The organism is Bradyrhizobium zhengyangense (assembly GCF_022012555.1).
In the GTDB taxonomy this organism is placed as follows: Bacteria; Pseudomonadota; Alphaproteobacteria; order Rhizobiales; family Xanthobacteraceae; genus Bradyrhizobium; species Bradyrhizobium zhengyangense.
Genome location: NZ_JAKLTZ010000005.1, coordinates 540,522 through 566,139 on the forward strand (window position 1 = coordinate 540,522; position 25,618 = coordinate 566,139).

Below are 25,618 nucleotides of genomic sequence, written 5' to 3' on the forward strand. Positions count from 1 at the left end.
GCTGCCGTTAGCTTTATATTAGAACATATCATGAACAAATGAGCCAGCCGTTGGTTCTTCTTTTGAAAGCCACGGCATCAATCTCTAGGGAGCGGCGAGCATGAGCGGCGCACGCATGAGCGCGCTTGCGACCTTGCGCAGCCAGATCGAACGGATCGAGACAGCGGAGGTCGTGCATCATCACGACCGCGTCGCGCTCGGTCACGGTGAGGTCGATCGCGCCTTGAAAGGCGGGCTCGCGCGCGCGGCGATCCACGAGGTGTTTTGCGAAGGGCGCCAGGGTGCGGCCGCGACGGGCTTTGTCACGGGGCTTGCGGGCCGCGTCACGACGCAGCGGCCGCTATTGTGGGTTCGGCAGGATTTCTCGCAGATCGAGACCGGCGCGCTGTCGATGAGCGGGCTCGCCGAGCTCGGCCTCGATCCGCGTCGCGTGGTGATGGTGCGTGCGGCTGACGTCGAGAGCGCGCTGCGCACCTCGGCCGATGCGCTCGCCTGCGATGCGCTCGGCGCCGTCGTGCTCGAGCTCTGGGGCGAGACCAGGCAGTTCGACCTGGTGGCGAGCCGCAAGCTGACGCTGGCCGCGCAAGGCTCAGGCGTCACTGGCCTGTTGCTGCGGATGGCGGCGCAGCCGCTGCCTTCGACCGCGGAGACCAGATGGATGCTGCGCGCGGCGCATTCGCCGCCGGGTTCAGCATGGAGTGCCTGGGGCGCGCCGCGCTTCGATGTCGAGCTGTTGCGCAATCGTCATGGCCCGTGCGGCCGGTGGATCATGGAATGGAAGTGTGATGAGTGCCAGTTCAGTGAACCGTCGGCGTATCCTCAGCCTGTGGCTGCCACGCCTGCCCATCGACCGGATCCAGCGGTTCTTCAGCAGCGCCGGGCTGGGTAAGACCAATGCGCCGAGCATCGTTGTCATCAAGGACAACAATGCGCTGGTGATCCATGCGCTGGACGAAGCTGCCGAACGTTTGGGTCTGCATATCGGCCAGCCGCTGGCCAATGCGCGAGCGATGTGTCCGGACCTGAAAGTGTTCGACGCCGATGTCGTCGCCGATGCCAAGACGCTCAGCGACATCGCCGACTGGTGCGACCGCTTCACGCCGCTGGTGGCGCTCGATGCGCCGCACGGCCTGTTCCTCGATATCACCGGCTGCGCGCATCTGTTCGGTGGCGAGGCGGCCTTGTTGCAGACGCTGGTCCGGGCGCTCGGTCGACAAGGCTTTGTCGTCAGCGCAGCCGTTGCCGGCACCTCGGTCTGCGCGCGCACGCTGACGCGGCAGGCCGCGGGCAGCATCGTTGCCGATGGCGGGGAGGCAGCGGCGATCGACCGGTTTCCGGTGTCCGCACTCGGTGCGGATGAGGCGATCACCACCGGCTTGCGCCGTGCCGGTCTGAAGACCATCGGCGATGTCGCCTCGCGCACCCCGAGCGAAATCACGGCGCGGTTCGGTGCGCGGTTCTCCACGCTGCTTGCGCATGCGCTGGGACAGGGCGATGCGCCGATCAGCCCTCGCAAGCCGCTGCCCGATTACATCGTGGAAAAACGCTTTGCCGAGCCGATCGCGACCGACACCATGATCGCGATGACGCTGTCGCGGCTCGCTAACACGTTGATCGTCGCCATGGAGAAGCAGGGCAAGGGCGCGCGGCGGCTGGAAGCCGCGTTCTTCCGCACTGACGGCGTGGTGCGCGCGATCACGGTCGAAACCGGACGTCCGGTAACGCGAAGCGCCGTGATTGACCGCCTGTTCCGCGAACGGCTCGATGCGCTCGCCGATCCGCTCGATCCCGGCTTCGGCTTCGACATGGTGCGCCTGTCGGCAAGCCGCACCGAGATCGTGGTGCAGGAGCAGCGCGATCTCGATGCTCACATCCATGACAATGACGAACTCGCCGCGCTGATCGACCGTATCGCCGCGCGCATCGGCGGAAAGCGTGTCGTCGTGCATCTGCCGCAGGATACCCATATCCCCGAGCAGGCGGTGCTGGCCGCGCCCGCCCAGCATCATCTCGCTGCTGCCGTGCAGGCCGAGTGGCCCGCGCGTGCCGAAAGCGAGCCACCGCTGCGTCCCCTCAGACTGTTCGACCAGCCGGAGCCGGTCTCCGTGCCGTTCGCGACCGTGCCTGACGGCCCGCCGCACCAATTCACCTGGCGGCGCGCGAAACATGCGGTGGTGCGGGTGGAGGGGCCCGAACGCATCGCGATGGAATGGTGGCGGCAGGACGGCAAGCCGCTGACGCGGGATTATTTCCGCATCGAGGATGCAGAGGGCCTGCGCTTCTGGATTTTTCGCGACGGTCTTTATGAAGGGGAGGTGTTCGACGCCGACGGCGAGCCCGCTCCACCCCGCTGGTATGTGCACGGTCTCTTCGCATGAACATTCCTGCCTATGCCGAGATCGGCATCACCACCAATTTCTCCTTCCTGCGCGGCGGGTCGGATCCGCGCGCCTATGTGCATCAGGCCAGCAAGCTCGGCATTCCCGTGATCGGGATTGCCGATCACAACACGCTGGCCGGCGTGGTGCGGGCCTGGAATGAGCTCGACAATGACAAGGTGCTGCACAAGCCAAAGCTGCTGATCGGCGCACGCATCGTCTTCATCGACGGCACGCCCGACATTTTCGTCTATCCACGCGATCGCGCTGCCTATGGCCGGCTCTGCCAGCTTCTGACCCGGGGCAAGCGCGGCGACGACATCACCCGGATCGAGAAAGGCGAGTGCCATCTCAGCTTTGGCGATCTGTTGGAGTTTGCGGAAGGCCAGCTCCTGGTCCTGACGCTGCCGCATCGGTTTGATGATGCGCAAGCGCTGGATGTGCTTTCAAAGCTGAAAGCAAGCCGCGCTGACGGTGTGTGGCTGGCGGCGAGCCTGATCTATCGTGGTGACGATCGCCGTCGCCTGGCGCGGCTCGATGATCTCGCCGCCAAAGCAAAGGTGCCGCTGCTCGCGACCAACGAGGTGCTCTATCACGATCCCGGCCGGCGCCCCCTCCAGGACGTGCTCACCTGCATCCGGGAAAAGACCACGATCGAGGCCGTCGGACGCAAGCTGGAAGCCAATGCCGAGCGCTTTCTGAAGACGCCCCGCGAGATGTCCCGGCTGTTCCGCGATGTCCCCGAGGCGATCGCGGAGACCATGCGTTTTGCCGACAGGATCCAGTTCTCGCTCGACCAGCTCAGATATCAATATCCTGATGAGCCGGTGCCGCCGGGCAAGACCGCGCAGGGACATCTGGAGGATCTGACCTGGGCGGGGGTTGATAAATATTTCGGCGGCAAGATCGACGACAAGCTGCGTGCGACGCTCAACAAGGAACTCGCGCTGATATCAGAGCTGAAATACGCGCATTACTTCCTTACCGTGCACGACATCGTCCATTACGCGCGCAGCCAGAACATTCTGTGCCAGGGGCGGGGATCGGCGGCGAATTCGGCCGTCTGCTACGTGCTCGGGATCACCTCGGTCGATCCGACCAAGGTCGATCTCTTGTTCGAGCGTTTCATCTCTAAGGAGCGGCTCGAGCCACCCGACATCGACGTCGATTTCGAGCATTCGCGGCGCGAGGAGGTGATGCAATATGTCTATCGCCGCTACGGCCGCCACCGCGCCGCGATCATTGCCACCATCATTCATTATCGTCCGCGCAGCGCCATCCGCGACGTCGGCAAGGCACTCGGCCTGACCGAGGACGTCACCGCCGCGCTCGCTGACACTGTCTGGGGCAGCTGGGGCAAGGGCCTCAACGATATGCAGGTCCGGCAGGCCGGGCTCGATCCGCAAAACCCCATGATTGGCCTTGCGGTCGAGCTGGCGACCGAGCTGATCGAATTCCCGCGCCATCTGTCCCAGCATGTCGGCGGCTATGTGCTGACGCAGGACCGGCTCGACACTTATGTGCCGATCGGCAATGCCGCGATGGACGATCGCACCTTCATCGAATGGGACAAGGACGACGTCGACGCGCTCAACATGATGAAGGTCGACGTGCTCGCGCTCGGCATGCTGACCTGCATCAGGAAATGCTTTGATCTGATCGATCAGCACAAGGGCGAGCGTTTCGTGCTGGCAAGCGTTCCACAGGATGACCCCAAGGTTTACGACATGCTGTGTGCTGGCGAGTCGCTCGGCGTGTTCCAGGTCGAGAGCCGCGCCCAGATGAACATGCTGCCGCGGTTGAAACCACGGACCTTCTACGATCTCGTCATCGAGGTCGCGATCGTGCGCCCGGGGCCGATCCAGGGCGACATGGTGCATCCTTACTTGCGGCGCCGGAATAATTTGGAGAAGGTCACCTATCCCTCGCCATCGCCGGAGCATGGTCCCGCTGACGAACTCTACAAGGTGCTGCACAAGACCAAGGGCGTGCCCCTGTTCCAGGAGCAGGCGATGCGCATCGCGATCGAAGCGGCGAAATTCACCCCCGAGGAAGCCAATGGCCTGCGCCGCTCGATGGCGACCTTCCGCAATGTCGGCACCATCGGCCAATACGAGGAGAAGCTGATCGGCAACATGGTGGCGCGCGGCTATGATGCAAACTTCGCCAGAAGCTGCTTTGACCAGATCAAGGGCTTCGGCTCCTACGGTTTTCCCGAGAGCCATGCCGCGAGCTTTGCGCAGCTCGTCTACATCTCGTCATGGCTGAAATATCATCACCCCGACGCCTTCTGCTGTGGCCTCTTGAATTCGCAGCCGATGGGCTTTTACGCACCGGCGCAGATCGTCGGCGATGCCCGCAAGAACAGCGTCGAGGTTCGCGAGATCGATGTGTCCTACAGCTTTGCGCAGAATACGCTGGAGAATACGGAAGGCAGATATTGCGCTGTGCGTCTCGGCTTTCGCCAGATTGATGGCTTCCACTGGCTCGATCCGGATGAGGAGTTCCTCAAAAAGGAGCAGGCGAAGAGGCAAGGCAAGGTCTATGTCACCCAGAAAGATTGGGCCGATCTTATCATTGATGCCCGCAGCCGCCGGCCCTTCACCTCGCTCGAGGACTTCGCCCGCGACACCGGCCTGCCCAAGCGTGCGCTGATCCTGCTGGCCGATGCGGACGCGTTCCGCTCGCTCGGGCTCGACCGCCGCGAGGCGTTGTGGCAGGTGCGGCGGCTGCCTGACGACGTGGCGCTGCCGCTATTCGAAGCGGCCACCGCACGCGAGCAGCCGGACGAGCGCGCAAAACCGCTCCCCGTGATGCCGCGCCCCGAACAGGTCGTCGCGGATTACCAGACCATCCGGCTATCGCTGAAGGGCCATCCGATGGAATTCCTGCGTGAGATGTTTTCGCGCGAGCGCATTGTCGCCTGCAAGGAGATCAGCCACGAGAACGAGCGGCGCCGCGTCCGCTGTGCCGGTGTGGTGCTGGTGCGGCAGCGGCCGGGCAGCGCCAGCGGCGTCGTGTTCATGACGTTGGAGGACGAAACCGGCATCGCCAATGTCGTGGTGTGGCCCAAGGTCATGGAGCAGTACCGCAAGGAGGTAATGGGCGCGCGCCTCATCGAGGTTCAGGGCTACATTCAGAGCAGTCCCGAGAAGGTCACGCATCTGATCGCGCAGCGCATGATCGATCGCTCGCACGATCTGGTCGGCCTCGCCAACGATGCCCTGAGCCGCAAGCACCCGGTGCCATCAGGCGCCACTGTGGTCGAGCCGCTCAACGAAGACCCACGCGCGCTCGCAGATATGCCGGCGCAGAAAATCCGCCACCCCCGCAACGTCCGTATCCTGCCGCCGTCGCGGGATTTCCATTGAGGTGGGGCCTATGCGCGCAAGTCTCTCCCCGTCCACCTGAGGTGGCCGCTTCTTAGCGGCCCTTGAAGGGGGACGGCCCGGCTGGCATCTCGGCCGTTCATCCTTCGAGGCTCGGTTTGCGATGCATGCCCATCGCAAACCTAGCACCCAGGACGACGGAACAAGAACGAGCACGCCCTAAAAATTCACCCGGTTCGAGATCGCGCCATCCACCACGAGATTCGACCCCGTCGTGAATCCCGACACCGGGCTCGCCAGAAACACCGCGGCGTTTGCGATCTCCTGCGGCGTCGCCATGCGTCCGGTCGGATTGCGCTTCATCGCGTCGTTGTAACGCTCCGGCATGTTCTTCTCGATCATCTCCCAGACGCCGCCCTTGAAATAGACGGTGCCGGGCGAGACGACATTCACGCGGATCTTCTTCTTCGCGTATTGCCGCGCCAGGCCCTTGGCCATGTGGATCAGCGCCGCCTTGATCGGGCCGTAGGAGCTGGCGACATCGGCCTGCGCCGCCGAGATCGAGGAGATGATGACGAAGGCGGCATCGCCGCTCGTCTCGCCGCTGGCCTCGAGGAACGGCCGTGCCGCGTCGAATGCATGCACGGCGCCGAGCACGTCGAGCCGGAAATTCTGCTCCCACGATGCAGGATCGTGGCCTTGCGCCATTGCGCCCGCATTGGCGAACAGCAGGTCGATGCCACCGAGCTCCCTGGCTGCGCCCTCGACCCACGCCTTCAGCGCCGCGCCGTTGGTGACGTCAACGCTGCCGCCGGTGGCGTTGATGCCGCCCGCCTTTAATTCAGCAACGGTGGCCGCGACCTGCTCTGCATTGCGCGCGCACACCGCGACATTACTGCCTTCCCCGGCCAGCGTTGCCGCAATCGCCCGCCCGATGCCGCGCGTGCCGCCGAGCACGATAGCGTTTTTTCCCTTGAGACCGAGATCCATTGTTGGTTTTCCTTTTGTTGGTCGTAATCAGCTTAGTTGTTTGAACGAGGATGTCGAATTCGTTCTCGGTGTCATACCCCGCGAAAGCGGGGTATCCAGTACGCTGCGACCTCTCGGTTCAATCACAACCGCCTCTGTAATACGGGATCATCCGCTTTCGCGGATGATGACACCGTGCGAACCGGAGGAGCGGCCCCCTCACTCCGGCGCAGCCCCCACCGGTGGGCCGCCCGGCGGGCGGTGCAGGAAGGTCAGCGAGGCATAGGCACCGACCCAGGAGCCGATCGCAGCGAACGCCACATAGACGGCGTTTTCTGTGTAGCTGATCACCGCATAGGAGGAGAGCAGATACCAGATCGCGCTCCAGCTCGCGGCCGGTACGCGCTTGCGCGCGACCACGGCTGACGTAAACATCACATAGACCGCATCGGTCGCCGCCGTTGCAACGAACACGGCGCCTGCGGTGAGGGGATCGATGGCGGCCATTGCAATCCTTTCCGTGCTCATGGGATGGTCGCAAGAAAACTACAGCATGATCCGGAAAAGTGCGCAGCGGTTTTCCGAAAGATCATGCTCAAATGACAAGGGAGAGGCTACGATGCAAAGCCCCACCGACATCCTCAGCGACATCTGGACCTCCGCCGGCGGCGATAAAGCCGCACTGGCGCGCGTGCATCTGACCGGCGAGGAGCCGCAGGTTCCGTCCTCGTTCCGCGTCGCCGTCGCCGGCCAAGCGACAATCGCCGCCGCAGGCCTTGCCGCCGCCGAGATCTGGCGACTGCGCAGCGGCGAGGCGCAGGACGTGACCGTCGACATGCGCCACGCCGTCGTCGAATGCCGCTCCGAGCGCTATCTGCGCCTCGACGACAAGCCTCCGCCGCCGGCCTGGGACGCCATCGCCGGCGTTTACAGGACCGGCGACAACAGCTTCGTCCGCTGCCATACGAATTTCCCGCATCACCGCGACGCCGTCTGCAAGGTGCTTGGCTGCGCGCCCGAGCGCGAGAAGGTGCAGGCCGCGCTGATGCAATGGAAGGGCGAGGATTTCGAGACCGCGGCCTATGCCGCGGGTGGTGTCGTTGCCTTGATGCGGAGCTACGACCAATGGTCGTCGTTGCCGCAGGCGCGTGCGCTGGCCGAATTGCCGCTGGTCTCGATCGAGAGGATCGGCGAGGCGCCTCCGAAGCCGTGGCCTCGAGGTGATCGTCCGCTCTCGGGTCTGCGCGTGCTCGATCTCTCCCGCGTCATCGCAGGGCCCGTCGCCGGCCGCACGCTCGCGGCACATGAGGCGGATGTGTTGCTGGTCTCGGGGCCGGAGCTGCCGGCCATTCCCTGGCTCACCATCGACACCGGCCGCGGCAAGCTCACCACCTTCATCGAGCTGAAGAGCGAGGCGGGCAGGGCGCAAATGCGCGAATTGCTGAAAGACGCCGACATTTTCTCGCAAGGCTATCGCCCGCGCGCGCTCGCTGGCCTCGGCTTCGCGCCGGAAGAGGCCGCGGAAATCAATCCCGGCATCGTCTACGTCACGTTGTCGGCCTATGGCCATTCCGGCCCCTGGGCCGAGCGACGCGGCTTCGATTCGCTGGTGCAGACCACAACGGGCTTCAACCATGCGGAAGGCAAGGCGGCCGGTATCGATGGTCCGAAGGAATTGCCGGCGCAGATGCTCGACCACGCCACCGGCTATCTGATGGCGTTCGGCGCGATGATGGCGAAGGCGCGCCAGGCGCGCGAAGGCGGCAGCTGGCACGTGCGCGTGTCGCTGGCGCAGACCGGTCGCTGGCTGTGGAATCTGGGCCGGCTCGAAAGCGGTCTCAACACCCCTGATCTTACGGGCGAGGTTGTACATGCAGCGTTCATGGAAACGGTGTCATCTGGCTTCGGCGCATTGCAGGCGGTGCGTCATTCGGCCGTGCTGTCGAGGACACCGGCGCAATGGAGCCGTCCGGCAATGCCGCTCGGCAGCCATTCGCCGCGATGGCCGCGCTGAAGCTGACGTGAAGCTGACGTGTCGCAAAATTTTAACGCAAACCGAAGGACGGCCAGCGTTTTTTAGGTTGTTTGAAATCCCAAATCGGCACTATTAGCGCGACCGATGAGGCAGTCGTCTGCCGAGATCGTCGCAGACACGACCGGGCCCCATGGTATCTGAAAAGACCAAGCGATTGCAGGTGCTTACAAAACAACGGGTGATCGCATCCGTAGTTTTACTGGTGCTTGCCGGAGCTGGCGCCTATGGCTTCCTGTTTGCCGGCGGCAAGGAGAAGAAGCTCTCCGAAGTCTCCAGTCAGTCGCGCAAGAACGCGCAGAATTTCACACCGACACCGTCCGAATGGGCGACGCTGACCATCGAGCCAGTCAACGCCAAAACCTTCCGTGCCGAGTACGTCACCGAGGGCAAAGTCGCGGTCGATGAGGACCGCTCGACGCCGGTCTTCTCGCCCTATGCAGGCCGGGTGACCAAGCTGCTAGCCAAGCCGGGCGAGAGCGTGACGCAGGGTCAACCGCTGTTCACAATCGAGGCCGCCGACACCGTGCAGGCCCAGAACGATTTCATCGCGGCGATGACGTCGCAGAACAAGGCAAAGTCTGCGCTAGAGCTTGCCGACATCCAGTACAAGCGCGCCAAGGATCTCTACGAAGGCCGCGCCATCCCGCTCAAGGATTATCAGCAGGCGGAAGCGACCCAGGTCCAGGCGCAGAACGACATGCGCTCGGCGGTGACGGCGCTGGAGGCCGCAAACAACAAGCTGCGTATCCTCGGTTTTACCGACGAAACGATCAAGACGTTCCAGAACAAGGGCACCATCAATCCTGAAATCACGATCTATGCGCCGCTCTCGGGCACGGTCGTGCAGCGCAAGATCGGCCCCGGGCAATATGTCAGCGCCGGCGCCAGCGATCCAGTCTTTGTGATCGGCGATCTTTCCACGGTCTGGCTCACCGCCTTCGTGCGCGAGAGCGATGCTGCCATGGTCAGCGTCGGACAGGACATCAGCGTCAACGTGATGGCGTTGCCGGGCCGCCCCTTGACCGCCAAGATCAATTACGTCGCCACTGCAATCGATCCCAATACCCGCCGCCTGCTGGTCCGCGCCACCATCGACAACAAGGACGGCCTGCTCAAGCCGGAAATGTTCGCCAACGTCACGATCTATTCGGCCGGCGACCGCGCGGCGCCTGCAGTGCCGAAGCAGGCGCTGATCTACGAAGGCGACCAGGTCCGCATCTGGGTCGCGCGTGAAGACAAGTCGGTCGAGCTCCGCCAGATCAAGATCGGCCTCATCAATGGCAACCTCGTCGAGGTGACCAGCAACCTGAAGCCCGGCGAACAGATCGTCGTCAAAGGCAGCCTGTTCATCGACCGCGCGGCGTCCGGTAGTTGATCGACGAGCCCCACGAAACTGCGAAAAACCTGAATGGACCGTCTCGTCGCCCTTGCCGTCAACCGGCGCTTCCTGATGGTCGGCATGTTCGCCGCCGTGCTCATCGGCGGCCTGATTGCGTTCAACCAGCTCAACATCGAGGCCTATCCGGATCCGACCCCACCGATGGTCGACATCGTCACCCAGAGCCCGGGCCTGTCGGCGGAAGAGATCGAACGCTACATCACGATCCCGATCGAGACCCAGGTCGCGGGCCTGAAGAACCTGACGACGATCCGCACCATCTCGCTCTACGGCCTCTCCGACGTCAAACTGCAGTTCTCCTTCGCCTACACCTATGAAGAGGCGCTGCAGCAGGTCTTGAACCGCCTGGCGCAGCTGGCGCCGCTGCCGGGCAACGTGCAGCCGCAGATATCGCCGCTGAGCCCGATCGGCGAAATCTTCCGCTATCGCCTGGTCGGCCCGCCGAACTACAGCGTGCTCGACCTCAAGACCATCCAGGACTGGATCCTCCAGCGCCGCTTCCGCGCCGTGCCCGGCGTGATCGACGTCACCGGCTGGGGCGGCAAGAGCAAGACCTATGAGCTCGAGGTCGACAACAACAAGCTGGTCGCCAACGGCCTGACACTGCCGCAGCTGCTCCAGGCGGTCAGCAACTCCAACGTCAATGTCGGCGGCAACACCGTCAATATCGGCCAGCAATCGGCGGTGGTCCGCGGCGTCGGCCTGATCAAGTCGATCGACGACCTCGCTAACACCATGGTCGCCCAGACCAACGGCAATCCGGTGCTGGTGAAGGACGTCGCCACCGTCACCGTCGGCCAGAAGCCGCGCCTCGGCATCGCCGGCCTCGACGATTCCGACGACATCGTGCAGGGCATCGTCTTGATGCGTCGCGGCGAGCAGAGCACGCCGACCATCAGTCGCGTCGAGCAGCTCGTCGCCCAGATCAACAATTCCACCATCCTGCCGCCGGGCGTGCGCATCGAGCGCATCTACGACCGCAAGGACCTGATCGATCTCACCACCCACACCGTGCTGCACAACATGGTGGTGGGCATCCTGCTGATCGTGCTGCTGCAGTGGATCTTCCTCGGCGATTTGCGCAGCGCGCTGATCGTCGGCGCCACGATACCATTCGCGCTGTTCTTCGCCGTGATCATCCTGGTGTTGCGCGGGGAATCGGCCAACCTGCTCTCGGTCGGCGCCATCGATTTCGGCCTGATCGTAGATGCCACCGTCATCATGGTGGAGGCGATCTTCCGCCGCCTGACGCAGACCACGCCACCGTCGGAATCCGAGCAGATGTCGCAAGAGACGCTTTTCGGCATGAAGAGCCACGCCATCCTCAGCGCCGCGGCCGACGTCTCGCGCTCGATCTTCTTTGCCGCCGCGATCATCATCGCGGCCTTCCTGCCGCTGTTCACGCTCTCTGGCGTCGAGGGCAACATCTTCGGACCGATGGCGCGCACCTATGCCTACGCGCTCGCCGGCGGCCTGCTGGCGACCTTCACCGTCACGCCCGCGCTGTCCGCGATCATCCTGCCCGCCCATGTCGAGGAGACAGAGACCCGCGTGATGCAGGTCCTGCACCGGCTCTACATGCCGTTGCTGAACTGGGCCGTCGCCAACCGAAGCATCATGCTCGGCGGCGCGATCGGCCTCGTGGTGATGACGATCATGTTCGGCCGGCTGCTCGGCCTCGAATTCCTGCCCAAACTCGAAGAAGGCAATCTCTGGATCCGCGCCACGCTGCCGCCGACCATCTCGCTGCAGGAGGGCAACAGCTACGTCAACGAGATGCGCAAGCTGATCCGCGCCCGGCCCGAGGTCGAATCCGTCGTGTCGCAGCACGGCCGCCCCGACGACGGCACCGACGCCGCCGGCTTCTTCAACGCCGAGTTCTTCGCGCCGCTGAAGCCCGCGAGCGAGTGGCCCGGCACACATGACAAGGACGAGCTGACCGCGCAATTGCTCAAGCAGCTCGACGACCGTTTCCCGGGCGTCGAGTTCAACTTCTCGCAATATCTCCAGGACAACGTCTCCGAAGCCGTCTCGGGCGTGAAGGGCGAGAACTCGATCAAACTGTTCGGCAACGATCTCCAGGCGCTGACTGACACCGCCAACAAGATCAAACAGGTGCTGTCGACGGTGCAGGGCGTCACCGACCTCGCCGTCTTCACCTCGCTGGGGCAGCCGACCGTGCAGATCGACATCGACCGCGCCAAGGCCGCGCGCTACGGCCTCGCGCCCGGCGATATCAATGCCACCATCAAGGTCGCGATCGGCGGCGACACCGCGGGCGATCTCTACGAGCCGGGCAGCGACCGCCACTTCCCGATCATCGTTCGCCTTGCGCCGGAGTACCGTCGCAGCGCCGAGGCGATCCAGAATATCAGGATCGGCGCGCCCGGACCGAACGGCACCATCACGCAAATCCCACTGAGCGAAGTCGCCAATATCAGCCTCGTCTCGGGTGCCGCCTATATCTATCGCGAGCAGCAGGAGCGCTATCTGCCGATCAAGTTCTCGGTGCGCGAGCGCGATCTCGGCAGCGCCATCCGCGAGGCGCAGCAGAAGATCGCCGATCAGGTGCAGTTGCCGCCCGGCTCGCACATGGAATGGGTCGGCGAATTCGGCAATCTCCAGGATGCGATCCGGCGGCTGTCGATCGTGGTGCCGATCTCGCTGGCGCTGATCGCCGTCTTGCTCTGGTTCAATTTCGGCTCGATGACCGACACCTTGCTCGCCATGAGCGTGATCCCGATGGCGATCTTCGGCGGTGTGCTCGGTCTGTTGATCACCGGCACGGCGTTCAGCGTCTCGGCTGCGATCGGCTTCATCGCTCTGTTCGGCATCGCCGTGATGGACGGCATCATCATCCTCTCGCAGTTCAACCAGCTCATCGATGAAGGTATGGACCGCATGAGCGCGGTGATCCGCACCGGCGAGTTGCAGCTCCGCCCGGTGTTGATGACCTGCGTCGTCGCCGGCGTCGGCCTGCTACCCGCCGCGCTGTCGGGAGGCATCGGTTCCCAGGTGCAGAAGCCGCTCGCGGTCGTCGTCGTCACCGGCATGATGCTGGCGCCGGTCGTGATCCTGGTGACGCTGCCGGTGCTGATTTCGTTCTTCTCGCGCCGGGCGCGCTGATCTCAAAAGCCGTAGAGCCGCGCGGGATTGTCGACGAGGATTGTCTTGCGCACCTCCGCATCCGGCGCCCACAGCGGAAGCTGGTTGAGCAGACGGCCGTCGTCGATCTGATGGAACGGGGCGAGGTCTGTGGCCTTGCGGCCCGCGACCTGCGCCGAATCCGGATGCGGCCAGTCGGTGCCCCAGAGGATGCGATCCGGGTTTGCCGTGATCAGCGCGCGCGCATATGGCGCCATGTCCTGATAGTCGGGCGCGAGAGTCGATGAGCGATAGGCGCCCGAAATCTTCACATACGCCTTGCCGGATTTGGCCAGCGCGACGAGGTCGGAAAATCCTGGCTGCTGCAGCCCGAGCGAGGCCTCGAGCCCGCCAAAATGATCGAACACGGCTGGCACCGGTGAGGCCAGCACGAGATCCTTGATCGCCGAGATCATCGACAGCGTGGTGTAGAGCTGCACGTGCCAGCCGCGTGCCGTCATGCGCTCGACGGCGGCTGTGAAGCGCGCGCGGCCGACATCGGGATTGTTGACGCCGTCGGTTGCCAGATTGATGCGGATGCCGCGAAAGCCGTCCGCATGCATCGCGTCAAGCCGGGCTTCGGTGGTCTTGTCGTCGATCACGGCCACTCCGCGCGCGGTGGCGCCGCGTGCCTTGATGCCGAACAGGCTGGTGGAATTGTCGGTGCCGTAGACGCTCGGCGTGACGATCACCACGCGCTCGATATGTAGCGCTTTGTGCAGCGCCGCCATCTCTTCCGGGCTCGCAGGTCCCGGCGTATAGACGCGCCCCGCGAAGAACGGAAATTTTTCGGCGTCGCCATGGATGTGGGTGTGACAGTCGCAAGCATGCGCAGGCACGTCGAAATTGATCGGCGTCGAGGGTTGCGCGGCTCGCGCGTAGATGTTGTCGGTCATGGCTGCTCCGGAGTCGCGACAGGCGGCGAACGATATCACATCAGCCTGGCAGTCCCGCCACGTCGCTGCATAGCTGCTCGACCAACTCCGCAACCGGCTGCGAACCGTCGACGCGGACGACCGGGCAGGGCAGACCCGCGAGCCACGCCTCATGTTTTGCGAGACTGCGGCCCTCGCGATCACCGGCTTCGTAGTGCGAGGCCCATTCGACGAACGACTCGGTCTCCTGATGACGCCAGCCGCCCTCTGCAACGGCATCGGCGCCGAAATGAGCGGCTTCGCGGGCACGCAGCCGCTGCATGCGAAGCTCGCGCGGCGTCGTCACATAGACGACGAGATCGAACAACGGCACGAACTCGTCGCCCCATCCGGTGACGGATCCGCTCAGCACCCAATCGAAACGCGGCAGAAACATCTCTCGCATCAGGCGCAGCCGATCGGCGGCATGACGTGTGGTCTGGTAGGGCGGAACGGTCGGCAGCCAGAAATAGTCGTCGCTGTCGTGATGCGGCAGCGCCAGCCGGCCCGCCAGTGCGCGGCCGAGCGTCGTCACGCCGGAGCCCGAAGCTCCCATCAGATGGATGCGGCGGCTCTTCATCGGTCGACCCGAAGAATTGAGATTACTGCCCCGACGGCGTGCGCAGACCGTGCCAGGCGTCGCGGACCTGCTGGTAATGCACCTCGGGCAGGTAGTCCGGCGTGTTCAGGCTCAGCGTCTTGACGTCGAGATGGCCGACAGCGCTGAGCAGAGTGTAGGAGGCGATTACGCGGTCGCGCAACGCACCGATCAGGCGGGCCCGGGCCTGGATCAAGTCGGCTTGCGAGTTCAGCACGTCGACCGTGGTGCGCTGTCCGCCGGCGGCCTCGCGCTGCACGCCCTGAAGCGCGACGGTCGCCGCCTTCACCTCGGACTCGGATGCCGAGACCGCGATCTTGGCGCCTTCGTTGGCGACCCAAGCGCTGACCGCCGCCGTGCGCGCCTGGTTGCGGACCTGATCGAGCACCAGCCGGCTCTGCGCCGTAACTTCCTTGGCCTGCCGGGTCTGCGACGCCGCCTGGCCGCCGTCATAGATCGGCGCGGTGACGTTGGCGACGATCGAGGCCTGGTCGGTGGCGAAGGTGCCGAGCGTCTGGTCGCTGTCGCGGCTGCGGCTAACGCTGCCCTGCAGGCTCGCGCTCGGCAGCAGCGCGCCTTCTGCGACGCGGATATTGGTTGAGGCAATGTCCACATCGAAGCCCGCTGCCATCACCGCCGGGTGTTCGCGGATCGCCATCGCGATCGAATCCTCGCGGGTCTTCGGCAGATAGCGATCGACCACCTCGGCGGGGCGAAGTGCGGCGGGCGTAGTGCCGATCACCTGGGTGTAGGTCGCCTGGCTCACCGCGAGCGCGACCTCGGCGGCATTGAGATCGGCAAGGCCGCGACTGAGGCGCGCCTCGGCCTGCGCGGTGTCGGTCGGGGTGACGTCGCCGGCGTTGAGGCGGCGCTGGGTGATGGAGAGCGTCTCCCGCAGGAAGGCGACATTGGAGCGCTGCGCCTCGACCAGCGACTGGTTCGCCAGCACGTTGGTGTAGGCGGTGACCGCGTCAAGCAGCACGCCCTGGCCGACATTGCGTAGCGCCTCGCGGCCGGACTGCACCTGGAGCTCGGCAACCCGCACGCTGTTGGCGGTGCGGAAGCCGTTGAACAGGGTCTGCGACACCGTGACCCCGATGGTCCAGGGTTTCAGCGTTGCGGTCTGGATGGTGTTGTCAGGAAGCAGGTTGCGCACGGCTTGCAGGCCGGCGCTGAGGCTGGCCACGATCTGCGGGCGATAGCCGGCGAGCGCCTGCGGCACGTTCTCGTCGGTGGCGCGCTGCCTTGCGCGCTCGGCATTGAGCTGCGGATTGGTCTGGTAGGCCTTGGCCAGCGCCTCCGGCAGCGCCTCTGCATTGGCCGCGGCGGGCAGAGCGCAGCAGAGCCCCAGCGCCGTCCATGCCGCCAGGACACGACCCACGCCCGATCGTCGCCGCGTCATCACGCGACCAGCTCTGGCGGCACGCCCAATCATGTAATCCCGCAAAACCCCGGCTGTCCGCCCCCGCCGACGGCGGCTCTCTTAACTGTTTACCCAGCGCCGGTCCCGCAGGCAAACTGCCGCGGAGGAAACCCCCATGAAATCCGTGCTTGTTGCAGGTGCGTCACAGGGGGCTGCGGGAAAGGGATGTAGTCTTACGCCAACCTTACCGTCGGTCGGCTCTCACCGGTTCTTGTTCGCCGGCTTGCGCTTCTCGATGAACGCAGCCATGCCCTCGGAGCGGTCCTCGAGCGCGAAGGTCGAGTGGAACAGATTGCGCTCGACGCTCATGCCCTCGGCGAGCGTGGTCTCGAAGGCGCGGTTAACCGCTTCCTTGGCCATCGCGACGGCGGGGCGCGACATCGAGGCGATCTTCTCCGCAGCCGCAATCGTCTCGTCCATCAGCTTGTCGGCGGGCACAATGCGGCTGACGAGGCCACTGCGCTCTGCCTCCGCAGCATCCATCATGCGGCCGGTGAGGCAGAGATCCATGGCCTTGGACTTGCCGATCGCACGGGTGAGACGCTGCGTGCCGCCGATGCCGGGGATGGTGCCGAGCGTGATCTCGGGCTGGCCGAACTTGGCAGTGTCGGCGGCGATGATGAAATCGCACATCATCGCGAGCTCGCAGCCGCCGCCAAGCGCATAACCTGCTACCGCGGCAATGGTCGGCTTGCGGCAGCGCGCGATGCGATCGCCGCCGATCGCGGCGAAATCCTCGGAGAACATGTCGATGAAGCCCTTCGGCTGCATCTCCTTGATATCGGCGCCGGCGGCAAAGGCCTTCTCGCTGCCGGTCACGACGATGCAGCCGATGGCGTCATCGGCTTCGAGATCGTCCACGGCTGCGGCGATCTCGCGGAAGACGCCGAAGGAGAGCGCGTTGAGCATCTTCGGCCGGTTCAGCTTGATGATGCCGACTGCACCGATGCTTTCGACGATGATGTGTTCGAACGTGCTCATGCTCCACCCACGCGTTTGATTGGGCGGGCAATGTGCCCGCTCGCGTGGATGCCTTCAAGGGGCCGGAACGCGCCAAGTGAGCGCGTCCCGAGCAATCAGGCCATGAACATGCGCGCGGCCGAGGCCAAGGTCAGCAGCGTGCCGACGCCGATGAAGATCTTGCCGATCAGGGAGCTCTGGTCCCAGGCCGAACTGGGCTGGCTGCTCGCCATGACCGGAGCGGGGCGGGGCTGCGCGTCGGTCGCGGCAATCACCGCTTTCTGCGCGGGCGGGTTGTCCTGTTGCAGGGCGCGGTCGAGGTCGTTGAGCTGGTCGGGCGGCACGACCTGGTTCTCGGGAGCGGGCGCAGCGGTATTATCGGCTGCGGCCTGCACATTGTCGTTGGCGCGGCTGGTCATCGCCGAGGCTGCAGCCGCAGGCGGCGTATCCGTCGCGGCGAGCTGTGCGTTGGCGTTGGCGACTTCCGGCGGCATCTGGCTCGAGGCCGGCGTATCGTTGCCGGCCTTGTTGTCGGTCTTATTATCGGACTTGGCCTCGCCAGCCTGCGGCGTTGCGTCCGCGCTGGTCTTGTCAGTCTTGTCGTCCGATTTTTGCGCTGTCTTGCTGTCGGTATGACGGCGAGCGGCGTGGTGGCGCTGCTTGCCCGCATCGGCCTGCTTGCTCGCGCTGTCCGGCTTGGCGCTCGCGGCGGAGCTCGGCGCGGCCTGAGCCGCGCCTGCGGACAGCAAAAACAGCCCGGCCAGAACAATCCATGCCGCGCGCCCGCTGGCTTTCATCATGTTGACGATCTCCCCAATTCGCCCGTCCCGGATGCGAACAGAGACCCCGGCGCATGACGACAGCGGGGCAAAAAATGGGAATCTTCGGGCCACACCGGGCAAAAAGGCGGCAAACTGGTTGGTGCGGCACGCTCCCGGATGCGAGATGGACCGATCGGTGTTATGAGCCTCCGGTCTTTTCCGGGTGGGGACTGGATTCCCTGGCTGCGCCTTGATCACGACTTCGTGATATCAGGGTTGGCGATGTAACAAATTGAAAGAGCGGCCGAATTGCCGTGTAGGAGCGCGCGTGCGCGGACGTGAGGACGAATGGACCGACCTGATGCGGTCGGCCATGGCGGGGGATGATGCGGCGTATCATCGCCTGCTGAAAGCGGTCACGCCGGTGCTGCGCGCTGCTGCGAGGCGCGGCCTGGCGCGTGCCGGGCAGCCTCCCGATCAGGCCGAGGATATCGTGCAGGAAATCTTGTTGGCGGTGCATCTGAAACGGCACACCTGGGACAGCGAGGCCCCCTTCGCCCCCTGGCTGTTCGCGATTGCGCGCAACAAGCTGATCGATGCGCTCAGGCGCCGCGGCCGGCGCGTTTTCGTCAATATCGACGATTTCGCCGAGACGCTGCCCGGCGAGACGCCACAGGAGACGGCCTCGGCGGGCGAGGTCACCGCGCAGCTCAACACGCTGCCGCAGCGCCAGCGCGACGTGTTGCAATCGATCGCGGTCGACAGCGCCTCGATCAAGGATACGGCGACGAAATTTGCGATGAGCGAAGGTGCGGTGCGCGTCGCGCTGCATCGGGGGCTTGCGGCCCTGACCGCCAAACTACGGGACCACTAGTCATGGATACCGATCAACTCATTCGCACGCTCGCGGCCGACAACGCCCACCGCGCCCCGCGCGTCGGCGCGCTGCTGACCACCGGACTTCTGGTCGCGGCGCCGTTCTCGATCCTGATTTTCGCGACCTTCCTGGGCGTGCGGCCGGACGTGATGACGGCGATGCACAACCCGTTCTTCGATACGAAGTTCGCGGTGACTTTGTCGCTCGCGATTCCCGCGATCATCATCAGCCTGCATCTGTCGCGTCCCGAAGCCTTGATGCGCGGTTGGGGCTGGCTCCTGCTGCTGCCCGTCGGACTGCTTGCTGTCGCGATCGGCAGCGAGGCGATGATGGCGCCGGCGATGCCGATGACGATGCGGCTCGTCGGCAAGAATTCGCGGTGGTGCATGTTGGCGATCCCCGCGATGTCGCTGCCGCTTCTCGCGGGTGCATTGTTCGGCCTGCGCCATGGCGCGCCGTCGCGACCGGCGCAGGCCGGCGCGCTCGCCGGCCTGCTGTCGGCCGGGCTCGCTGCCACGCTCTACGCCTCGCATTGCACCGACGACTCGCCGCTGTTCGTCGCGACCTGGTACACGATCGCGACCGCAATCGTGACCGCGATCGGCGCCGCTGTCGGATCGAGAGTCCTGAAGTATTAGAGCCTGATCCGGAAAAGTGCGTAGCGGTTTTCCGAAAAGATCGTGCTCAAAAAAACCTAAAGCGCGATGACTCTCATCACGGTTCAAGCCGCGGACGTCTGCATGCGGTGGAAGCGCAGCACCTGCTGTGCGGTGGATGAGCGCAGGGCCTCGTAAGCGTCGCGCAGCGACAGCATGTCGGTCTGCGAGCCGCCCGAGAGCTTCTCGCGCATGGCGATGATTGCGCGCACGCTTGACCATTGCATGCCGGCGACCTTGGCGAGGATCATCAGGCCTTCGGTGCGACTCTCGATCATCATGTTTTCGGCGGTCTCGACCGCAACGCCTGCGAGGGCCGCGAGCCCGGCATTGGCCTCGTCGAACTTGCCCTGCTCGGCGAAGGTCGCGACCTGGAATTCGTTGAGGCGGCCGTCGTCGTGCAGCGATTTCACCAGCGCCCGCGCCATTTCAGTCTGCTTCGTCATGGCAGCGGCGCGGACCCGCTGCGCCGCTTCCTGGACCACGCTCGACACTTCGCTGGCGAGTTCGGGATGGGCCGCTTCCAGCTTCCTGCGAACGCTGAGAGAAGCCTTGGCGACCAGCTTCAGGTAATGATGCCGCGGCAGGTCCGGACGCAGGCCGATGCAGGTAGCGAGATCGTCGTCGCGCTCGGCGCGCGTGACGAGATCGGCGAGGCTGCTCTCGGAAAGGCGTGCGCCGTGGTTGTTGACGGTCGACTGTACCACGTCTTCATTGCCGCGCGTGACCAGCACGTCGGTCAGTGCCTCCGACAGCACCCGCCGCAGCGAAATCGCCTTGAGATGTGCCTGGCTCTTGCCGCGCGCGATTTCGATCAGGGTGGTCTCGTCCAGCCGCTCCGATTTTGACAGCACGGGACCTGCGACTTCGATGACGTCCTCGAGCGCAAGCGTACGGATGATCTGCGGCGGCGCGGCTCCGATCGGCGCGAGACGGTCGGCGAGCAATGCTTTTGCCGAAGTTTCGATCTGCTCGATCAGGCACTGGAAGACGTCGTCGAACACGCGGATATGATCGTCGGAATAGTCCACCGCATTGTTGATGAAGAGATCGGTGACGCGCCGCAGCGTCTCGACCCGGCGTGCGACGGTGCCGTGCGCGAGCGCCGACTGCAATTCCTCGAGCAAATTTTCGGATGACTTGACGGTCTTTGATCTCATAGCCCTGTCCTGGAGCGTTCGGTCCGGCGGCGTGTTCTCACGTGCCGGCGACAAATGGATTGGTCAGCTCGTTGCAATGCGGTTGCGCCCTTGCGCCTTGGCGGAATATAGCGCGCTGTCGGCGCGCGCGAGAAACGTGTCGGCAGTATCATTGGTGCGCAGCGTCACGACGCCGGCGGAAATCGTCACGCGCATGCCGGGCGAGAATGCGCTCCAGTCGAGCTCGGCGATGATGCTGCGCAGCCGATCGAGCATGCGCGATGCAGCCTCGCTTGCGGTCCCGGGCAGCAGCAGCAGAAATTCCTCGCCGCCATAGCGGCCGAAACGGTCGTCGGGCCGGATGTTGGCGAAGATGGTGATGGCAAAGGTCCGCAGCACCTCGTCGCCGACGGGATGGCCATGGGCGTCGTTGATGCGCTTGAACCAGTCGAGGTCGATCAGCGCGATGGTGCAGGGGGCGTCCGCCTGCCGCGACTTTTCGATCTCGGCGTCGAGAAGTCGCATGATGCAGCGGCGATTGTAGGAGCCGGTCAGCTCGTCGAGCTCGGCGAGCTCCTCGATGCGCTGATAGGCGGCCTTCAGCTCGATGCTGCGCCGGTACAGGATCTTGCGCAGCGTGGCGCCGAACAGGCCGAGGAAGGCGCACTGGCCGATCACCAGCACGAAGCACAGCATCGAGGCGGTCCGCTGCAGCCGCGTCGCGACCGGCATGCCGATCGGCAGGTCGGAGGCGAGGAAGACGGCCGCGAGTGCGCAGGTCGCGAGTGCCCAGGTCAGCATCGCCTGGACCGAGGTCATGCGCAGCGTACCGAAGGCGAAGATCAGGAACAGCACGCTGATGAAGGCAATCCCGATCGTCGGCACCGATACCAGGAAGACGAATTGCAGCGCCATATGCGCCGAGATCTGGAAGACCGTGAGATAATGGTCGTTGTGCCTGTCGCCGACGCCGGCCTCCGACATCACGACGAAGATGCCGATGATCGTGACGCCGCCGACCCAGAACAGCGATGGTACGTTGCCACGGATGGCGCCGTCATAGGCGTAGAGCAGCAGCACGAAGGCGCCGAGCGAATAGCTCGCGACCTGGCCGACATACATCTGCCGACGCTGCCGGATCCGGCGCGCCAGCACTCCGGGCGCCGCCTCCTCACGCGTAAGGACGAGATCCGCGGCCTCTGCGGCACTCCTCTCAGGAAAGGACGTCGCGGCCGTGTTCATGGTCCCGCCAATGGTGGATGTCAGCCGAAAAAATCTACGTGGCAAGCCTTTAGGTTTGGTATCCTTTTGAACCGAATCCGGGGGACGCTGCGCGGGTGAGGGGCCTCGGGCGGCACGGAATCTGGTGGTCGATTAGCCATCGCCGCCGATATCGCGGACCAAATCCTGCGCCGTGCGACATAATGTGCACGGGGCCGTGATAGAGGCGCTCGACCGAGCCATCCGCGCCCGGCCCACGGCAAGCCCGCAAGAGAGTGTTTCCGTATTATGTTACCGTCTTGGAGCCAAACGGCCGACCGCCACGGGTGGGACAAGGAAATTGCGCGTATGTGTGGTAGATCACACAAGTCCCCGTATGACTGCGGTAGGTTGAAGAATTTCACCCCTCCCGTCGAACCGTCCCCCGCATCGACCCGACCAATCTTGCGAGACGGGCTTTGAGCGTGACACAGGCGGCTACGGACGAGGTCCTGATCGCCAGGATCGCCCAGGGTGACCGGCTCGCCATGCAGGTGCTGTACGGGCGGCACCATGTCAGGGTGTACAGGTTCGGGCTCAGGCTCGTGCGGGACGAGCAGACGGCGGAGGACCTCATCAGCGAGGTGTTTCTCGACGTCTGGCGTCAGGCCGGTAAGTTCGAGGGCCGGTCCGCAGTTTCCACCTGGCTCCTGGCAATCACCCGATTCAAGGCCCTGTCTGCGCTTCGCCGCAGGAAGGATTTTGAGTTGGACGACGAAGCCGCCAACGCGATCGAGGATTCGTCCGACGATCCGGAGACGGTGGTGCAGAAGAAGGATACCAGTGAAGCGTTGCGGGAGTGTCTGACGGGCCTCTCGCCGGACCATCGGGAAATCGTCGACCTCGTCTACTACCACGAGAAGTCCGTGGAGGAAGTGGCCGAAATCGTCGGGATCCCGGAGAACACGGTAAAGACGCGCCTGTTCTATGCGCGCAAGAAATTGGCCGAACTGCTGAAGGCAGCCGGCATTGAGCGAGGCTGGCCATGATGGCTTTGAGCAAGAAGATGCTGCAGCAAGAGCCCAGTGAGATCGAGTTGCTGCTGCCGTGGCATGCCGCCGGCACGCTGAACGCGCGCGATGCGCGCCGCGTCGAGGAAGCGCTCGCCAGCGATCCGCAGCTTGCAAAACAATATGCGGCGATCCGCGGCGAATACGAAGAGACCATCCACCTGAACGAGAGCCTGGGTGCTCCGTCGGCGCGCGCGATGCAGAAGCTGTTCGCCGCGATCGACGCCGAGCCGGCGCGCGCGACCGCTTCGCTACCGTTGTCGGCGCGCATCGCCACGTTTTTTGCGAGCCTGTCGCCGCGCACGATGGCCTGGTCGGCGAGCCTGGGCGCCATCGCGCTGCTGCTGCAGGCCGGCATCATCGGTGCCGTCTTGATGAAGACTCAGACTGCGACCTTCCAGACTGCGTCGCTCTCGACCGGCGCGCCGATCACGCGTGAGCTCGGGGCGGCTGCGCCTTCGCGGGCGCTGGTGCGCTTCACGCCCGAGGCGCGCGTCGCCGACATCACCGCGCTGCTTGACAGCTATCAGGCCTCGATCATCGGCGATGCCAAGGGCGGCATGTTCCGCCTGCAGTTCGACAAGGCGATGAGCCAGGACGAGCTCACTGCGCTGCTCGCCAGAATGCAGCGCGAGAAGTTCATCAACCTCGCCGTGGCGGCGCCTTAAGCGCCTGCACCAATGATGCGCAAGTCCGAGAGTAAGTTGCGAGCCGGTGCCTATGCTTCCTCGGCTGGAGCTGGGCTCTTGCTCGCCGCCTGTCTCGGCATCGGAGTGGCGCACGCCCAGGCGATCATGCGCACGCCGACGATCAGCGTTCCCTCGCGCACGCCGACGATCTCCGTAACTGGCGCGGCGAGAGCCGTGGGCGGCGGCGATCATGGTCCGCACCTGACGCCGACGGTTCATATCACGGGGCGGATGGTGCCGAATCCCGTGCTGCCCTACGCGCGCTACTCGCCAAATCTCTATCCGGCCTGTTCCAACGCCTATCGCGATGCCGATGGCGAGTGCATCAGCCAGCCGAATGGCGGCGGCGACGGCTCCGGCAAGTCGGCCAAGAAGAGCGCCGGCAAGGGGCGTGGCAAGGCGACGCCCGTCGCCATGACGTCGCGCAGTTTCGCCAATGAATTCGTGGCCGAGATCGACAGCGCGCTGTCGCCGACCGAAGCCGATGAGCTCGCCCGGCGCCACGGCTTGACCCGCGTGTCGTCGGAAAACTTTCCGCTGATCGGGGCCACGGTCGGCCTGTTCCGCATCACCGACGGCCGCCCTTATGAGACAGCGCGGCGCGAGTTCGCGGCCGACGCCAGTGTGCGCTCGCTTCAGCCGAACTTCCGCTATGTGCTGCAGGACCAGAAGCCGGGGGTCCCGACCGAAGGCGATCCGGCTCAATACGTGCTATCCAAGCTGCGCCTGCCGCAGGCGCATACGTTGGTGCACGGCGCCAATGTCACGGTTGCCGTGATCGATTCAGGCATCGATGCAAAGCATCCCGAACTCGCCAATTCCATTGCCGACAATTTTGATGCGCTCGGCAGCAGCGAAGGCGCCCACGTCCATGGCACCGGCATTGCGGGCGCCATCGTGGCCCATACGAAGCTGATGGGTAGCGCGCCGGAGGCGCGCATCATCGCCATCAGGGCCTTCGGTGGCACCACCGGCGGAGCGGAGAGCTCGTCGTACATCATCCTGCGCTCGCTCAACTACGCCGCCGAGCACGGCGCCCAGATCGTCAATATGAGTTTCGCCGGCCCGAAGGACGCGGTGATCGAGCGTGCGATCGCGGCAACCGCCGCGCGCGGCTTGGTGCTGATCGCGGCCGCCGGCAATGCGGGCGCCAAATCGCCGCCGCTCTATCCTGCCGCCAATCCCAACGTGATCGCCGTCAGCGCGACCGACCAGCAGGACAAGCTGTTTACTGCATCCAACCGCGGCAATTACATCGCGCTGGCCGCGCCCGGCGTCGACATCTTCCTGCCGGCGCCCGACGGCAAATACCAGATAACGTCGGGCACCTCGTTCTCGGCCGCCTATGTCTCCGGCGTCGCGGCCTTGCTGCTCGAGCGCAATTACACCCTGAAGCCGGAAGCGGTGCGCATGACGCTGGCGAAGACCGCGCGCGACCTCGGTTCACCCGGGCGTGATGATCTCTTCGGCGACGGTGAGCCCGATGCGTTTGCCGCGGTCATGGCCGTTCCGGCCGACAGCACGACGCCGGTCGCGGCCGCCGCCGCTACAACTAAACGTGAAGATTCCGAGAAGCGCCGCGACGACCCCAACATCCGCGCGATCGAGCAGCCCTCGCTGTCGAGCGCGGACGATAAATCCGCGATTTCTCAGGCGGATAGGCCGGCTGCGCGCTAGCGCCCGCGACAACATTGCGCGCCGGCCAAAGGTTAAAAAATCGAGCCGCGGTTTTGAACGTTCAGCCTGCTGCCACGACCAAATAATGTGGGAGCGGTCATCCCTCCCCATCAGTCATATCAGGCGCGAGCGCCCATCCACCCCAAGCGCCCATATGGCTCGACCCGTCCGGTTGTCCCCCCGGACGGGTCTTTTCTTTTGGGGCGTCGGATCTCTTGAAGCGCAATGCGAGATCAGCTTGCGGTTGAGACCGCGAGCGCGTCGCTGCGACGAGGAAGCGACTCCGCGCGGCAGGTCCGCCATGCTTGTGCGAAGCTTGACTCCCAAACTGCTGGAAACTCCGCGTGACTACGGTGTTTTGTGACCTGAGCCGTGTCGTTGCTGGACAAGTCAAAACTTT

Annotated in this window: 20 protein-coding genes; 11 read left to right on the forward strand and 9 right to left on the reverse strand. The window is 64.7% G+C overall.

Translation table 11 applies throughout. The features are described 5' to 3' along the window. The first annotated feature begins 100 nt into the window (after positions 1-100). Genes L6639_RS22595 through L6639_RS22605 form a run of 3 tightly spaced genes read left to right on the forward strand, consistent with a single transcriptional unit; the run spans position 101 to position 5,749 of the window. A complete protein-coding gene (locus tag L6639_RS22595) occupies positions 101-889 on the forward strand; it encodes an ImuA family protein (protein ID WP_237863830.1) in 789 nt (262 codons plus the stop codon). Then, complete coding sequence (locus L6639_RS22600; RefSeq protein ID WP_237863831.1) at positions 786-2,378, forward strand: Y-family DNA polymerase; 1,593 nt, start codon at positions 786-788, stop codon at positions 2,376-2,378. The genes L6639_RS22595 and L6639_RS22600 overlap by 104 nt, the downstream gene beginning before the upstream one ends. Further along, complete coding sequence (locus L6639_RS22605) at positions 2,375-5,749, forward strand: error-prone DNA polymerase (RefSeq protein ID WP_237863832.1); 3,375 nt, start codon at positions 2,375-2,377, stop codon at positions 5,747-5,749. Before L6639_RS22600 ends, L6639_RS22605 begins: the two co-directional genes overlap by 4 nt. A gap of 177 nt (positions 5,750-5,926) precedes the next feature. On the opposite strand, the gene L6639_RS22610 is transcribed toward L6639_RS22605, so the two are convergent. Further along, positions 5,927-6,697 (reverse strand): SDR family NAD(P)-dependent oxidoreductase, encoded by a 771-nt coding sequence (locus L6639_RS22610; RefSeq protein ID WP_237863833.1) that lies wholly within the window; start codon positions 6,695-6,697, stop codon positions 5,927-5,929. 198 nt (positions 6,698-6,895) lie between these two features. Continuing rightward, the gene (locus L6639_RS22615; RefSeq protein ID WP_212241468.1) at positions 6,896-7,183 is read right to left on the reverse strand and encodes a hypothetical protein; all 288 of its coding nucleotides are present in this window, start codon (positions 7,181-7,183) and stop codon (positions 6,896-6,898) included. A 112-nt stretch (positions 7,184-7,295) separates the two neighbouring features. Between L6639_RS22615 and L6639_RS22620 the strand changes: the two genes are divergently transcribed. From L6639_RS22620 to L6639_RS22630, 3 genes are all read left to right on the forward strand, one after another. Continuing rightward, positions 7,296-8,690 (forward strand): CoA transferase, encoded by a 1,395-nt coding sequence (locus tag L6639_RS22620; RefSeq protein ID WP_237863834.1) that lies wholly within the window; start codon positions 7,296-7,298, stop codon positions 8,688-8,690. A gap of 151 nt (positions 8,691-8,841) precedes the next feature. Then, positions 8,842-10,086: an efflux RND transporter periplasmic adaptor subunit gene (locus L6639_RS22625; RefSeq protein ID WP_237863835.1), complete on the forward strand. Its 1,245-nt coding sequence runs from the start codon at positions 8,842-8,844 to the stop codon at positions 10,084-10,086. 33 nt (positions 10,087-10,119) lie between these two features. Beyond that, entirely contained in the window at positions 10,120-13,236 is a 3,117-nt protein-coding gene (locus L6639_RS22630) for an efflux RND transporter permease subunit (protein WP_237863836.1), read from the forward strand. Between the two features lie 2 nt (positions 13,237-13,238). Here L6639_RS22630 and L6639_RS22635 read toward each other — a convergent pair whose 3' ends face one another. The 5 genes from L6639_RS22635 to L6639_RS22655 all read right to left on the reverse strand — a co-directional run bounded on the left by L6639_RS22635 (position 13,239) and on the right by L6639_RS22655 (position 17,949). After that, positions 13,239-14,150 (reverse strand): amidohydrolase family protein, encoded by a 912-nt coding sequence (locus tag L6639_RS22635; RefSeq protein WP_237863837.1) that lies wholly within the window; start codon positions 14,148-14,150, stop codon positions 13,239-13,241. 40 nt (positions 14,151-14,190) lie between these two features. Next, complete coding sequence (locus L6639_RS22640) at positions 14,191-14,748, reverse strand: P-loop NTPase family protein (RefSeq protein ID WP_237863838.1); 558 nt, start codon at positions 14,746-14,748, stop codon at positions 14,191-14,193. 22 nt (positions 14,749-14,770) lie between these two features. Continuing rightward, a complete protein-coding gene (locus L6639_RS22645; protein ID WP_377818870.1) occupies positions 14,771-16,201 on the reverse strand; it encodes a TolC family outer membrane protein in 1,431 nt (476 codons plus the stop codon). A gap of 189 nt (positions 16,202-16,390) precedes the next feature. Then, complete coding sequence (locus L6639_RS22650; protein WP_237863840.1) at positions 16,391-17,170, reverse strand: enoyl-CoA hydratase; 780 nt, start codon at positions 17,168-17,170, stop codon at positions 16,391-16,393. 95 nt (positions 17,171-17,265) lie between these two features. Continuing rightward, entirely contained in the window at positions 17,266-17,949 is a 684-nt protein-coding gene (locus L6639_RS22655; RefSeq protein WP_237863841.1) for a hypothetical protein, read from the reverse strand. 289 nt (positions 17,950-18,238) lie between these two features. On the opposite strand from L6639_RS22655, the gene L6639_RS22660 reads away from it, so the two are divergent. Both L6639_RS22660 and L6639_RS22665 read left to right on the forward strand, forming a co-directional pair. Next, positions 18,239-18,784: a sigma-70 family RNA polymerase sigma factor gene (locus L6639_RS22660; protein ID WP_237863842.1), complete on the forward strand. Its 546-nt coding sequence runs from the start codon at positions 18,239-18,241 to the stop codon at positions 18,782-18,784. Between the two features lie 2 nt (positions 18,785-18,786). Then, the gene (locus L6639_RS22665) at positions 18,787-19,425 is read left to right on the forward strand and encodes an NrsF family protein (RefSeq protein ID WP_237863843.1); all 639 of its coding nucleotides are present in this window, start codon (positions 18,787-18,789) and stop codon (positions 19,423-19,425) included. Positions 19,426-19,508: 83 nt separating this feature from the next. Here L6639_RS22665 and L6639_RS22670 read toward each other — a convergent pair whose 3' ends face one another. Both L6639_RS22670 and L6639_RS22675 read right to left on the reverse strand, forming a co-directional pair. Then, positions 19,509-20,603, reverse strand: a complete 1,095-nt coding sequence (locus tag L6639_RS22670) for a DUF2336 domain-containing protein (protein WP_237863844.1) — start codon at positions 20,601-20,603, stop codon at positions 19,509-19,511. A 63-nt stretch (positions 20,604-20,666) separates the two neighbouring features. Then, the gene (locus tag L6639_RS22675) at positions 20,667-21,824 is read right to left on the reverse strand and encodes a GGDEF domain-containing protein (protein ID WP_237863845.1); all 1,158 of its coding nucleotides are present in this window, start codon (positions 21,822-21,824) and stop codon (positions 20,667-20,669) included. 437 nt (positions 21,825-22,261) lie between these two features. Here L6639_RS22675 and L6639_RS22680 point away from each other — a divergent pair, with 437 nt between their 5' ends. Genes L6639_RS22680 through L6639_RS22690 form a run of 3 tightly spaced genes read left to right on the forward strand, consistent with a single transcriptional unit; the run spans position 22,262 to position 25,218 of the window. Next, complete coding sequence (locus L6639_RS22680; RefSeq protein ID WP_164938793.1) at positions 22,262-22,831, forward strand: sigma-70 family RNA polymerase sigma factor; 570 nt, start codon at positions 22,262-22,264, stop codon at positions 22,829-22,831. Further along, positions 22,828-23,520 (forward strand): hypothetical protein, encoded by a 693-nt coding sequence (locus L6639_RS22685; RefSeq protein ID WP_237863846.1) that lies wholly within the window; start codon positions 22,828-22,830, stop codon positions 23,518-23,520. Before L6639_RS22680 ends, L6639_RS22685 begins: the two co-directional genes overlap by 4 nt. 12 nt (positions 23,521-23,532) lie before the next feature. Next, positions 23,533-25,218: a S8 family serine peptidase gene (locus L6639_RS22690; protein WP_237863847.1), complete on the forward strand. Its 1,686-nt coding sequence runs from the start codon at positions 23,533-23,535 to the stop codon at positions 25,216-25,218. Positions 25,219-25,618: the final 400 nt, after the last annotated feature.

Coding starts and splice junctions, on each gene's coding strand:
- L6639_RS22595 (WP_237863830.1), top strand. CDS start 101: ATGAGCGGCGCACGCATGAGCGCGCTTGCGACCTTGCGCAGCCAGATC.
- L6639_RS22600 (WP_237863831.1), top strand. CDS start 786: ATGAGTGCCAGTTCAGTGAACCGTCGGCGTATCCTCAGCCTGTGGCTG.
- L6639_RS22605 (WP_237863832.1), top strand. CDS start 2,375: ATGAACATTCCTGCCTATGCCGAGATCGGCATCACCACCAATTTCTCC.
- L6639_RS22610 (WP_237863833.1), bottom strand. CDS start 6,697: ATGGATCTCGGTCTCAAGGGAAAAAACGCTATCGTGCTCGGCGGCACG.
- L6639_RS22615 (WP_212241468.1), bottom strand. CDS start 7,183: ATGGCCGCCATCGATCCCCTCACCGCAGGCGCCGTGTTCGTTGCAACG.
- L6639_RS22620 (WP_237863834.1), top strand. CDS start 7,296: ATGCAAAGCCCCACCGACATCCTCAGCGACATCTGGACCTCCGCCGGC.
- L6639_RS22625 (WP_237863835.1), top strand. CDS start 8,842: ATGGTATCTGAAAAGACCAAGCGATTGCAGGTGCTTACAAAACAACGG.
- L6639_RS22630 (WP_237863836.1), top strand. CDS start 10,120: ATGGACCGTCTCGTCGCCCTTGCCGTCAACCGGCGCTTCCTGATGGTC.
- L6639_RS22635 (WP_237863837.1), bottom strand. CDS start 14,150: ATGACCGACAACATCTACGCGCGAGCCGCGCAACCCTCGACGCCGATC.
- L6639_RS22640 (WP_237863838.1), bottom strand. CDS start 14,748: ATGAAGAGCCGCCGCATCCATCTGATGGGAGCTTCGGGCTCCGGCGTG.
- L6639_RS22645 (WP_377818870.1), bottom strand. CDS start 16,201: ATGATTGGGCGTGCCGCCAGAGCTGGTCGCGTGATGACGCGGCGACGA.
- L6639_RS22650 (WP_237863840.1), bottom strand. CDS start 17,170: ATGAGCACGTTCGAACACATCATCGTCGAAAGCATCGGTGCAGTCGGC.
- L6639_RS22655 (WP_237863841.1), bottom strand. CDS start 17,949: ATGATGAAAGCCAGCGGGCGCGCGGCATGGATTGTTCTGGCCGGGCTG.
- L6639_RS22665 (WP_237863843.1), top strand. CDS start 18,787: ATGGATACCGATCAACTCATTCGCACGCTCGCGGCCGACAACGCCCAC.
- L6639_RS22670 (WP_237863844.1), bottom strand. CDS start 20,603: ATGAGATCAAAGACCGTCAAGTCATCCGAAAATTTGCTCGAGGAATTG.
- L6639_RS22675 (WP_237863845.1), bottom strand. CDS start 21,824: ATGAACACGGCCGCGACGTCCTTTCCTGAGAGGAGTGCCGCAGAGGCC.
- L6639_RS22685 (WP_237863846.1), top strand. CDS start 22,828: ATGATGGCTTTGAGCAAGAAGATGCTGCAGCAAGAGCCCAGTGAGATC.
- L6639_RS22690 (WP_237863847.1), top strand. CDS start 23,533: ATGATGCGCAAGTCCGAGAGTAAGTTGCGAGCCGGTGCCTATGCTTCC.